The sequence below is a fragment of the Mycobacterium sp. 360MFTsu5.1 genome, assembly GCF_000383495.1.
Classification (GTDB): Bacteria; Actinomycetota; Actinomycetes; order Mycobacteriales; family Mycobacteriaceae; genus Mycobacterium; species Mycobacterium mucogenicum_B.
Genome location: NZ_KB911468.1, coordinates 123,793 through 135,693, shown reverse-complemented (window position 1 = coordinate 135,693; position 11,901 = coordinate 123,793). Strand labels below are relative to the sequence as shown.

Below are 11,901 nucleotides of genomic sequence, written 5' to 3'. Positions count from 1 at the left end.
CGAGGGTAGGCCGTCTGCGAGGTGACGCGACGTGACGGCGCCACAATCGCGTGCCGCAGCGATGCGACAATCAGGTGGTGGACTTCTATTCCGCCTACCGGCACGGATTCGTCCGCGTCGCCGCGTGCACGCACCACACCGCGCTCGCGGACCCGGCGACCAACGCCGCGTCGGTGCTGCGCCTGGCCCGCGAGTGCCACGACGACGCCGTCGCGCTGGCGGTGTTCCCGGAACTGACCCTCTCGGGGTACTCGATCGAGGACATCCTGCTGTCGGACACGCTGCTCGAGTCGGTGACCGAAGCGCTGGCCTCGATCGTCGATGCATCGGTCGAGCTGCTACCGGTTCTGGTGGTGGGCGCGCCGCTGCGGCACCGGCACCGGATCTACAACACCGCGGTGGTCATCCACCGTGGCTCCATCCTTGGCGTGGTGCCCAAGTCGTACCTGCCGACCTACCGCGAGTTCTACGAATCGCGTCAGGTCGCCGCCGGTGACGATGTAGAAGGCACCATCCGGCTGGGCGGCGACGACGTGCCGTTCGGCCCCGACCTGCTGTTCGCCGCCGACGATCTGCCGAACTTCGTGCTGCACGTGGAGATCTGCGAGGACATGTGGGTGCCGGTGCCGCCGAGTGCGACGGCCGCGCTGGCCGGTGCGACGGTGCTGGCCAATCTGTCGGGCAGCCCGATCACGATCGGCCGGGCCGACGACCGCAAGCTGCTGGCCCGCTCTGCGTCGTCGCGATGCCTGGCGGCGTACGTCTATGCCGCCGCGGGGGAGGGCGAGTCGACGACGGATCTGGCGTGGGACGGCCAGACCATGATTTACGAAAACGGTGTGCTGCTGGCCGAATCCGAGCGCTTTCCACGCGGAGAGCGACGCTCGGTCGCCGACGTCGACACCGAACTGCTGGCCGCCGAGCGGCTGCGGATGGGCACGTTCGACGACAACCGGCGCACGTTCGCCGACCGGACCTCCGACTTCCGGCGCATCGGATTCACACTGTCGCCGCCCGCGGGCGACATCGGCCTGCGCCGCGAGATCGAGCGGTTCCCGTTCGTGCCGTCGGATCCGCAACGGCTGCAACAGGATTGCTACGAGGCGTACAACATTCAGGTGTCCGGTCTGGAGCAGCGGCTGCGGGCCCTGAACTTTCCGACCGTGGTGATCGGGGTGTCCGGCGGGCTGGATTCCACGCACGCGCTGATCGTTGCGGCCAAGGCGATGGACCGCGAGGGTCGGCCGCGCAGCGACATCCTGGCCTTCACCATGCCGGGTTTCGCGACCGGCGACCACACCAAGAACAACGCCACCGCACTGGCCAAGGCGCTCGGAGTCACGTTCTCCGAGTTGGACATTCGGGACACCGCGCGGCTGATGCTCACCGAGATGGGACACCCGTTCGCGCGCGGTGAGGCCGTCTACGACGTGACGTTCGAGAACGTGCAAGCCGGGTTGCGGACCGACTTCCTGTTCCGGCTGGCCAACCAGCGCGGCGGCATCGTGCTGGGCACGGGCGACCTGTCCGAGCTCGGCCTGGGCTGGTCCACGTATGGCGTCGGCGACCAGATGTCGCACTACAACGTCAACGGCGGGGTGCCGAAAACCCTGATCCAGCACCTGATCCGGTGGGTGATCTCCTCGGGGCAGTTCAACGACGATGTCAACGATGTGTTGCAGTCGGTGCTGGACACCGAGATCACGCCCGAACTTGTTCCGGCGGCCGACGGTGAGGCAGTGCAGAGCAGTCAGGCCAAGGTGGGACCGTATGCACTGCAGGACTTTTCGCTCTTTCAGGTGTTGCGCTACGGCTTCCGGCCGTCGAAGATCGCGTTCCTGTCCTGGCATGCGTGGCGCGACGCCGACGCCGGTGACTGGCCGGCGGGTTTCCCCGATGACGAGCACGTGGCCTACTCGCTGGCCGACATCCGGCACTGGCTGAAAGTCTTCGTCCAGCGGTTCTACTCGTTCAGCCAGTTCAAGCGGTCGGCGCTGCCGAACGGCCCGAAGGTGTCCGCAGGCGGCGCGCTGTCCCCGCGCGGGGACTGGCGGGCGCCGTCGGACATGTCGGCACGCATCTGGCTCGATGAGATCGACCGCAACGTGCCGGAGGCCTGACCGGGCCGGCCGCTTCTGACGCCCATCCGGACGTCAGAACGGTGGCGAGCTGTCGCCGTCGATGAGTTGTTGGGCGAGTTGGAGTTTGGCTTCGGCGGTCGACTCCGACTCCAGGAGCTCGGTCCAGTTGAGTTTGCGCTCGTTCCGGGTACGTCGAGCGCGGTCGTCGATGCGGGTGCGCCGGCGGGTGGGCATCATGAGGTCGCGACCGGGTTGATCGCTGGTGGTCGCCGTAGCTGATGGTGGCGGCGCTGCCGATGGTGGCGGTGCTGTGGTAGGGAAGTGCCTGTCGGGAAACAGGATTCGGCTACCGGGCACGGTCGTGTAGGTATGCCCGGTGGGTGCGGTCCACACGATGGTGCCGTCAGGGTTCTGGCGGGTGTGCCATCCGGTCGCGCCGGTGTAGAACGTTTTGACGAGGTGATGCTTGCGGCACTTCGGGCTGAGATTGCCGGGATGCGTGGCTCCGGCCGGCCAGGGGATGGTGTGGTCGAGGTCGGCGTCTACGGCGGGGCGGTCGCAGCCGGGGTGCATGCAGGTGATGTCCCGCATCCGCACGTAGTGGTCGAGCGTGGTCGACGGCCGGTATTGCGGTTGCCCGTCGGCCGGAACCTGCGGCGTGGTAACCGTTTTCACGGTGGCGCCGCGGGCGGCGAGGTCTGCCACGACCACCGCGGGGATCACGGGCCCGCCAGATAGATATCCGACCGCGCTCTGGTCGACGACAGGCTCGGGCTCGGGCAGAGGCGCGAGTGCCTCGGTGACCGGGGTGTCTGCCGTCACCGGCGGTTTGGCCTCCGGCGCGTCGAGCAGTGGGTCGCTGACCGGTTGTGGCGCAGCGCCAGTCAGGACATGAATGACGACTGCTGCGGCGCGCGGATCGGTACCGGCCGCGGGGCAGTCGGGATTGCCGCAGTGGCAGGGCAGTCGATCGCCGCGGACGGCCAGGATGCCCAACGCGTCGGCGCGGCGCTGGGCGAGGCTGCGGGGATCGTCGTCGCAGACCTCGTAGGCCATGGCGGTGAGGGTGCGCTTGAGCAGTTCGGCGTCGGTGGCCAGTAACAGACCCCAGACGGACGTGACGCCTGCGGGGTCACCCGGCTTGCCGAACTCGACATCGCGACCGCGGACGGCGTTACGGGTACGACGCACCGCGGCTGGGTCGAACTTCTCGATCCAGCTGTCGATCTGCCGGATCGTGTCAGCTTTCGACAACGGACCCCACTCGCGCGCGCTGCCGGCCATGGCGGTGTCGATGAGGGCGAGCGTTGCGGGGTCTTGCACGAGCTCGGTATGCCAGCAGATCAGGGTGACCAACGGAAGTGATAGGTCCCCACGCGCCAGCAGGGCGCCGACGTGTGGGAGCCGGTCGCGCAGTGCGAGCGCGAGGTGCATCTGACTGGCAGCTTGCCAGCGATTGATCGTCAGGGCCGCGCCGATCTCGCACGCCGCGGCGTCCCAGCCGTCGCACGCCCACAGGTCGCGGTCTTCGTGGTCGATGCAGCGGCGGTGGGTGAGTTCGGCGATGGCAGCCAGCCGGCGGGCGGCACTCTGGGCTTCGGCCCGTGTTGCGCTGGTCATCGTGTCGACCAGGGAAGCGTCGTCGGCTTCCCTGGTTTCGATCACCAGTTCTTCGTACATATGTTCGATTTTAGTGTTCTCAACCGCTTCAAACTACGTGGCAGGCGCAGACTGTGGATGAATCGCGTTCTGTGGATAACTTGCCGCCGCGCTCAGGCGGCGGCGAGCACGTTCGGCTCATCGAGGTCGTCGTCGGTCCGGCGCTGAGACCGCGCGGCCGCGTGCACCACCAGCGCGAAGGCGACGGTGATCGGGATGACCGGGCCGTCCATGCCGCCGGCGAGAACGGCGTCGGCCGTCGTGAAGGCCGGCGGCACGATCTGCGCGTACAAGCTGGCCGCGGTCGGGGCCGCGGCGAATCCCCACAGCAGCCAGCGCCACTGCCGTTCGCGCGCCACATCGCCCGCGGCGCGGGCCCGGAACACCCCACTTGCGGCGATTGCGATGCTGATCCAGGCCGGTACCAGGTGAAAGAGCGCGAGGCTGTGCGGTATCGCGGCGGGCAGCCGGAGGATCAGCGCGGCGTATGTCACCGAGCCGGCAATGGCCAGTGCGAGGGCGAAGAAGTACACGCGGCGTGGGGTGGATGCGGCAACCGCGTCCACCTTCGGATGCTGCGCGAGCATGAACGCGAACACCGCGCTGCCGGGCGCGGCGACACCGAGGACGATGGAGCCCACACCGATGTTGGTCAGCAGATCGTGCTGCGGGATCAGTGGCTGGATGCCGATCCAGATCACGCGCAGCAACGGCGCCGTCATCATCAGGGCGATGCCGTAGGTCATCCAGGCCTGGTGCGTGATCACGTCGCGGCGGCGGATCGCGTAGACCGCGTACCACGCGCTACCGAGTGTGCCAATTGCCAAGGCGCGCAACTGGGTTTCGAATGCCGGGCCGATGAAGTGCTGGGCCGGCGGCGTGAAGTACAGGAACACCAACGCGGTCAGCATGCTGACGGACATCAGTGCCAGATAGCTACGGCCGATCCGGCGATGTACCGCCGGCCGGCGGGTGCGCAGCCGCGACGAGAACTGAAACAGCCCCAGCGTCAAGGCAAGTCCGGCCAATGTGGTGTGCACCATGAGGACCACGCGATGCTCGGCGTAGGCGCCGTGGCGCACGGATTCGACGGATCCGTCACCGACCGCGTAGGTGCGGCCGTTGATGACGGAGTTGACGCTGTCCTGCCAGCGTGACAAGCCGGGCGCGAACAGCGGCCAGGCGTAGTTGAGTGCGAGCGGCACGTAGAAGGCGGCGATGGCGACCGTGAGCACGAAGAATCGCCGCGACACCGCGATTCCCTTGTGGCCGTCCATTTGAACGTCAGATTCTAGGGCCACACCCGGTCACCTTGCAGTATTTGCTGAAGCAGGTCCGTCGCGCGGGTTTCGGGGTGTTCAGAGTCTGTCCATCTCGCGAGCCATGCACGCCTGCTCCAGATAGCTGTGATACGCCGCGCGCGACGCCGGCGCCGCCGCCCAAGGGGTGGACAGCCACCGCATGGCGGCCGAGATGACGGACTCGGCTTCGGTCCACCAGCGGGTCAGTGCCGGGTGAGTGGCCGCTATGCGGAAGTGCATTGTGGCGGTGGGGGTTTGGTTCATCGGAGTCGTCCTTGTCGAATAGTGACTCCTACTGTCTCGCCAGGCGGCGGGCATTCCATCGGCCGTGATGCGCAATTTGCCAGATGTGATGCGACCGGCCGCGCCTACGCCATCAGCGCATGCGTACGCATAGATGCTGAGAGATTGCCCGTGTAGTTGCCCGAAGGCGGTTAGCATGAGCGAGATCGACGGGAGCAATCTGGATGTGACCGTGCCGCTGCCGACTGGAACCGTGACGTTGCTGCTTGCAGACGTCGAGGGTTCGACGCGGCTCTGGCAGACGGCGCCGACGGAGATGACGGCAGCGGTCGCCGCGCTTGACGTCGCGCTGGCCGACCTCGCAGCGGTCCACCACAAGCGATCTGGTGCTCGACTGCCTGCCGCCCGACGCGTGGCTGGTTGATCTGGGCGCCCTGCAAATGCGCGACATCCCACGACCTGAGCGGGTGACGCAGTTGTGTCACCCCCACATTCGCAACGACTTCCCGCCGCTGTGCCCGGTGGCAAGCCTTGATGCGCATCAGCGCGGTCACGGCGAGCGCAAGCGGCCGGCCGGCGGTTGGGCGTCGTTGACTCCGGCTGAGCTGGAAGTCGTCAGATTGGTCCGGGAAGGATTGGGCAACAAGGACATTGCCACTCGGCTGTTCGTGTCACCGCGGACCGTGCAGACGCACCTCACGCATATCTTCAACAAGCTCGCGCTGACGTCACGCTTGCAACTCGCTCAGGAAGCCGCCCGCCACGACTGATCGACGCGGTCGAAGGCGATGGGCAGGGTGAGCGGTCCGCTCAGACCTACCAACGGCTTCCACGGGACCGGCCCGGTCACGCGGGCATTGGGCATGCGCTGAGTCATGAGGGCGAGCGCTTCGGCCAGCTCCATCTTGGCCAGGTGCACGCCGAGGCAGTAGTGCATCCCGGCGCCGAAGGTCTGCATCGCCGGGGCGCCCGCGCGGGTGACGTCGAGTCGGTCGGGATCGGCGTACACAGCGGGGTCGCGGTTGGCCGCGCCGGTGTTGACCTGCAGGAAAGTTCCTGCGGGGAACAGCATTCCGGCGAGTTCGACATCCTCGCGGGCCATCCGGAGAGAGCTGATCACGATCGGGGAGTGCCGCATGGTCTCTTCGACGGCGCGGTCGGCCATGTCCGGGTGCGCCCCCAGGAGGGCCCACTGGTCGGGGTGCTCGCACAGGACCTGTACCGAAGCCGAGACCTGGTTGCGGGTGGTGTCGGTGCCGGCCGCCAGCAGGCCGGTGGACAGCATGCGCAGTTCGTCGGCGCTGAGGCGGTCTCCGTCCTCTTCTGCGCGGATGAGATCCGAGATCAGATCGTCGGTGAGGTTGTCGCGGCGACGGGCGACCATGTCGTCGATGTATCCGTCGAGCGCGTCCCATGCGGTCAGGATCGCGGTCTCGTGCTCGGCGACGTGCCAGTCGAAGGCCTGCATGAAGTCGTCGACCCAGGCCGACAGTTGCGCCCAGTCCTCGGCCGGGGCGCCGAGCAGCGCACAGATGACCGGGGTCGGGTACTGCCGGGCGATGTCGCTCACCACATCGCAGTGCCCGCGGGCCACCTGGCGATCGATCAGGTCGCTGACGACGTCGACGACCGTGGTGCGCAATCGCTCGATCGCGCGGCGACTGAAGGCCGTGGCCACCAGCCGGCGCAGACGGGTGTGCTCGGGGCCGTCGATGCTGATGATCGATGCGCTGACCCGGTCCCACACCGGGCCCGACGTGATGCCCTGAGCCACGAGGAACATGCCCTGGGGAATCCGGAATCGCGGATCCCGCAGCACCTCGTGCGCCAGGTCGTAGGTCAGCACCTCTGGCCCGTGCGGCCCCATCGCGATCGGCGACTGCGCACGCGCCGGCCCGAGGATCGCCTGCGCTTCGTCGGGGCTGTGCGCGTCCGAGTAATCGATGGCCGGAAGCGTGACGTCGAAGACGCTCGGAATACCGCTGGCGATGGTCATGCATCGACTATCCGGCGCTGCGGCCGGCAGATCATCCGCTAAGTGGCGTATATCTGCGCGTCAGTTTGGCGTGTCGTCTTCCAGCGCGTCCTCGATGACCTCGTCCCGCGGTGCGCAATCGCCGGCACCGGGGGTCAGGGTGGCAAGGGCACCGGCGGTCACGGCGCGCCGGAGGGCATGTGCGGGGTCTGTGGTCCAGCCCGCGGCCAGGACGCTCGCGAAGACGTCACCCGCGCCCGTGGTGTCGATGGCTTCCACCTCGGGTGCGGGGACGTGCGTCTCGCCGTCGGGTGTGCGGTGCACCGCGCCGTCGGCACCGCGCGTGATCACCAGATGCGCGACGGGCCAATGCCATTGGGCCGCTTCGGTTTCATTGACGATCACCACGTCGGTGACGGCCGCCAGCTCGGCGAGCGCGTGCGGATCGGTGCCGGCGGGAGAGGCGTTGAGCACGACGGTGGCGCCGCTGTCCTTCGCCAGCCGCGCCGCCGCCAGCGCCGTGGCCGGCGGGATTTCCAACTGCAGCAACAGCACATCGCAGTCGGCGACGACCGCGCGAACGTGTGCGGAATCCAGGGTCAGGTGCCCGTTGGCGCCCGGCGCCACCACGATCATGTTCTCGGCGTTCGCACCGACCATGATCGCCGCGGTGCCGCTCGGGACGGGCAGGCTGACCGTCCCGACGAGTCCGACACCGTTGTCCTGCAAGTGCTTTCGCAGAGCCGCCCCGGTGGCGTCGGCCCCGAGCGCGGCGACGAGCTGGACGTCGGCACCCGCGCGGGCCGCGGCGACGGCCTGATTCCCGCCCTTGCCGCCGGGCTCTGAATGCAATGACGACGCCAGTACCGTCTGTCCCGGTCCCGGCAGGTCTGCGAGACCGAACACCAGATCCATGTTCACGCTGCCCACGACAGTGATGCGAGTCACCGGGCCACCGTAGCCCCGACCGGCCCGAACCGCGGATACCTCGTTACCCTGGGTTAATGAGTGTGCACGCAGCTACGGACACCGATCTGCGCCAGCAGGTGCATGACGCCGCCCGGAGGGCCCGCGTCGCGTCGCGCGTGCTGGCCACACTGACCACCGAAGCCAAGAACCGCGCGCTGCACGCCGCGGCCGATGCCGTGCTCGCCGCCGCGGACGTGGTGCTCGCCGCCAACTCCGAGGACATCGACGCCGCGCGCGCCGCCGGCACCGCCGAGGCGATGATCGACCGCCTGGCCCTGAACCCGCAGCGACTCGACGGCATCGCCGCCGGATTGCGGCAGGTCGCCGGGCTGCCGGACCCCGTGGGTCAGGTGCTGCGCGGCAGCACGCTGCCCAACGGCCTGCAGATTCGTCAGCAGCGGGTGCCGCTCGGCGTGGTCGGCATGGTCTACGAGAGCCGGCCCAACGTCACGGTCGACGCCTTCGGCCTGGCGCTGAAGTCCGGCAACGCGGCGCTGCTGCGCGGCAGCTCGTCGGCGGCCCGGTCGAATGCGGCTCTGGTCACCGCGCTGCGGGCGGCGCTGGCCGCCGAGGGCCTGCCCGAGGATGCCGTGCAGCTCCTGCCCAGCGAGGACCGCGCCAGTGTCACCCACCTGATCCAGGCCCGCGGCCTGGTCGACGTGGTGATCCCGCGCGGCGGCGCCGGCCTGATCGACGCCGTGGTCCGCGACGCCACCGTGCCGACCATCGAGACGGGCGTCGGCAACTGCCACGTCTACGTCCACGAGGCCGCCGATCTCGACACGGCCGAGAGCATCCTGCTGAACTCCAAGACGCGCCGTCCCAGCGTGTGCAACTCGGCCGAGACGCTGCTGGTGGACCGCGCCATCGCCGACACCGCGCTGCCCCGACTGGTGACCGCCCTGCAGGACGCCGGGGTGACGGTGCACCTGGACCCGAGCGAAGACGAATTGCGCGCCGAGTTCCTGTCACTGGATATCGCGGTAGCTGTCGTCGACGGGGTCGATGGGGCCATCGCGCACGTCAACGAGTACGGCACCGGCCACACCGAATCGATTGTCACCACCAATCTTGCTGCGGCCCAGCGGTTCTCCGAACAGGTGGATGCAGCCGCGGTGATGGTCAACGCGTCGACGGCCTTCACCGACGGTGAGCAGTTCGGCTTCGGCGCCGAGATCGGCATCTCGACCCAGAAGCTGCACGCACGCGGTCCGATGGGGCTGCCGGAACTGACCTCCACCAAGTGGATCGTGTGGGGCGACGGCCAGACCCGGCCCGTGTAGGAGGAGAAGAACTTGAGTACACCCGCTCGTTCGGTGCCGTTGTTCGCGGACATCGATGACGTCGCCAAGCGACTCGCCGAAACCGGATACCTGCCCGACACCGCAACGGCCACAGCGGTTTTCCTGGCCGACCGGCTGGGTAAGCCGCTGCTGATCGAAGGACCGGCGGGCGTCGGTAAGACCGAACTGGCCCGGGCCATCGCCCAGTGCACGGGTTCGGAGCTGGTGCGGCTGCAGTGCTACGAGGGCGTCGACGAGGCCCGCGCGCTGTACGAGTGGAACCACGCCAAGCAGATCCTGCGGATTCAGTCCGGCCAGCAGTCGGGCGACTGGGACCAGACCAAGATGGACGTGTTCAGCGAGGAGTTCCTGCTGAGCCGGCCGCTGCTGACGGCCATCCGCCGCACCGAGCCCACCGTGCTGCTGATCGACGAGACCGACAAGGCCGACATCGAGATCGAAGGCCTGCTGCTGGAAATCCTGTCCGACTTCGCCGTCACCGTGCCGGAACTCGGCACCATCAAGGCGCAGCAGACTCCGCTGGTGGTGCTGACGTCGAACGCCACCCGTGAGCTGTCCGAGGCGCTCAAGCGTCGCTGCCTGTTCCTGCACATCGATTTCCCCGACCCGGATCTGGAACGACGCATCCTGCTGTCCCGGGTGCCCGAGCTGCCGGAGAAAATCGCCGACGAGCTGGTCCGGATCATCGGCGTGCTGCGCGGCATGCAGCTCAAGAAGCTGCCGTCGGTCGCCGAGACGATCGACTGGGGCCGCACGGTGCTGGCGCTGGGCATGGACACCCTCGACGACGCGATGATCGCGGCCACGCTGGGCGTGGTGCTCAAGCACCAGTCCGATCAGCAGCGCGCTGCCGGTGAGCTGAAGCTGAACTAGGGAAGCTGCCATGGCCGTCGCACGAACCCCACCGCAACCGCTTGCCCCGCAAGGCATTCCAGGCCATCTCGTGGGGTTCGTCGAAGCCCTGCGCAAGGTGGGCATCAACGTCGGGCCGTCGGAGACGGTCGACGCCGGCCGGGTGATGGCCACCTTGGGGCTGGGTGACCGCATGGTGCTCCGCGAGGGCCTGGCGTGCGCGGTATTGCGCCGGCCCGACCATCGCGAGACCTACAACGCGCTGTTCGACCTGTGGTTCCCCGCAGCCATGGGGGACCGGGCCGTGTTGGAACTCGACGACGACGAGGATCCGGAGAACCGGCCCGACCGGATCCCGCCCGAGGACGTCGAGGGCATGCGCGCGGCACTCATCGACCTGCTGTCCGACGCCGACATGGCGAACCTCGACGACCGCCTGATGGCGATGATCGCGCAGATCGTCGACGCCTACGGCAAGTACAACTCGAGCCGCGGCCCGTCGTACTCGTCGTACCAGGCGCTCAAAGCCATGGGCCTGGACCAGCTGGAGGGCAAGCTGCTCGCCGGCCTGTTGGCGCCGTACGGCGACGAGCCCACGCCCACGCAGGAGCAGATCGCCAAAGCGATTGCCGCCAAGCGTATTTCGCAACTGCGACACATGGTCGAGTCGGAGACCAAGCGGCGCACCGCCGAGCAGATCGGCCGTGACCACGTGCAGACCTACGGCATCCCGCAGCTGGCCGAGAACGTCGAATTCCTCAGGGCGTCAGGCGAACAGCTGCGCCAGATGCGCAATGTCGTTGCGCCCCTGGCCCGTACGCTGGCTACCCGACTGGCGGCGCGTCGTCGTCGCTCCCACTCCGGCCAGATCGACCTGCGCAAGACACTGCGCAAGTCGATGTCGACCGGCGGCGTGCCCATCGACGTCGTCCTCAAGAAGCCGCACCCGGCCCGCCCGGAGCTGGTGGTGCTGTGCGACGTGTCCGGTTCCGTCGCCGGTTTCAGCCACTTCACCCTGATGCTGGTGCATGCCCTGCGTCAGCAGTTCTCGCGCGTGCGGGTCTTCGCCTTCATCGACACCACCGATGAGGTGACCGAGCTGTTCGGGCCCGACGCCGACCTGGCCGTCGCGGTGCAGAAGATCACCCGCGAGGCCGCCGTGTACACGCGGGACGGGCACTCCGACTACGGGCACGCCTTCGTCTCGTTCCTGGACAAGTGGCCCAATGCGCTCTCGCCGCGCACGGCGCTGCTGGTGCTCGGCGACGGCCGCAACAACTACCGCAACCCGCAGGCCGACCTGTTGGCGCACATGGTGAGCGCCAGCCGCCACGCGCACTGGCTCAACCCCGAGCCCAAGCACCTGTGGGGCAGCGGCGACTCTGCGACGGCCAAGTACCAGGACATCATCACCATGCACGAATGCCGGTCCGCCAAGCAGCTCGCGTCGGTGATCGACAACCTGCTGCCGGTCTAGCCCGCGAGGTCCTGCCCCGAAGTTGGCTCCGAACACTGCC

Annotated in this window: 10 protein-coding genes and 1 pseudogene; 6 read left to right on the top strand and 5 right to left on the bottom strand. The window is 68.1% G+C overall.

Going from position 1 to position 11,901, the window contains the following annotated elements:
• Positions 1-77 precede the first annotated feature (77 nt).
• Positions 78-2,120: an NAD(+) synthase gene (locus H289_RS0117815; protein ID WP_029105385.1), complete on the top strand. Its 2,043-nt coding sequence runs from the start codon at positions 78-80 to the stop codon at positions 2,118-2,120.
• 33 nt (positions 2,121-2,153) lie between these two features.
• Here H289_RS0117815 and H289_RS30770 read toward each other — a convergent pair whose 3' ends face one another.
• The 3 genes from H289_RS30770 to H289_RS0117800 form a co-directional block, all read right to left on the bottom strand.
• Positions 2,154-3,761 (bottom strand): HNH endonuclease signature motif containing protein, encoded by a 1,608-nt coding sequence (locus tag H289_RS30770; RefSeq protein WP_020102173.1) that lies wholly within the window; start codon positions 3,759-3,761, stop codon positions 2,154-2,156.
• A 92-nt stretch (positions 3,762-3,853) separates the two neighbouring features.
• Entirely contained in the window at positions 3,854-5,041 is a 1,188-nt protein-coding gene (locus H289_RS31925) for a DUF2306 domain-containing protein (RefSeq protein ID WP_155944170.1), read from the bottom strand.
• Between the two features lie 57 nt (positions 5,042-5,098).
• Positions 5,099-5,305: a hypothetical protein gene (locus H289_RS0117800; protein ID WP_020102172.1), complete on the bottom strand. Its 207-nt coding sequence runs from the start codon at positions 5,303-5,305 to the stop codon at positions 5,099-5,101.
• Between the two features lie 175 nt (positions 5,306-5,480).
• Here H289_RS0117800 and H289_RS0117795 point away from each other — a divergent pair, with 175 nt between their 5' ends.
• Together H289_RS0117795 and H289_RS0117790 are read left to right on the top strand one after the other, a co-directional pair.
• Complete coding sequence (locus H289_RS0117795; protein ID WP_020102171.1) at positions 5,481-5,708, top strand: hypothetical protein; 228 nt, start codon at positions 5,481-5,483, stop codon at positions 5,706-5,708.
• Between the two features lie 118 nt (positions 5,709-5,826).
• Positions 5,827-6,054: pseudogene (locus H289_RS0117790) on the top strand (response regulator transcription factor); the annotation flags it as partial.
• Here H289_RS0117790 and H289_RS0117785 read toward each other — a convergent pair.
• Together H289_RS0117785 and H289_RS0117780 are read right to left on the bottom strand one after the other, a co-directional pair.
• A complete protein-coding gene (locus H289_RS0117785; RefSeq protein ID WP_020102169.1) occupies positions 6,030-7,280 on the bottom strand; it encodes a cytochrome P450 in 1,251 nt (416 codons plus the stop codon). The pseudogene H289_RS0117790 and the gene H289_RS0117785 overlap by 25 nt on opposite strands.
• 60 nt (positions 7,281-7,340) lie before the next feature.
• The gene (locus tag H289_RS0117780; RefSeq protein ID WP_029105384.1) at positions 7,341-8,207 is read right to left on the bottom strand and encodes a ribokinase; all 867 of its coding nucleotides are present in this window, start codon (positions 8,205-8,207) and stop codon (positions 7,341-7,343) included.
• A 56-nt stretch (positions 8,208-8,263) separates the two neighbouring features.
• Here H289_RS0117780 and H289_RS0117775 point away from each other — a divergent pair, with 56 nt between their 5' ends.
• The 3 genes from H289_RS0117775 to H289_RS0117765 are packed head-to-tail and all read left to right on the top strand — an operon-like array spanning position 8,264 to position 11,861.
• On the top strand, positions 8,264-9,511 hold the full coding sequence (locus H289_RS0117775) for a glutamate-5-semialdehyde dehydrogenase (RefSeq protein ID WP_020102167.1): 1,248 nt from the start codon (positions 8,264-8,266) through the stop codon (positions 9,509-9,511).
• Between the two features lie 12 nt (positions 9,512-9,523).
• Complete coding sequence (locus H289_RS0117770; protein WP_029105383.1) at positions 9,524-10,405, top strand: AAA family ATPase; 882 nt, start codon at positions 9,524-9,526, stop codon at positions 10,403-10,405.
• A 10-nt stretch (positions 10,406-10,415) separates the two neighbouring features.
• Positions 10,416-11,861, top strand: a complete 1,446-nt coding sequence (locus tag H289_RS0117765; protein WP_029105382.1) for a vWA domain-containing protein — start codon at positions 10,416-10,418, stop codon at positions 11,859-11,861.
• Positions 11,862-11,901 lie beyond the last annotated feature (40 nt).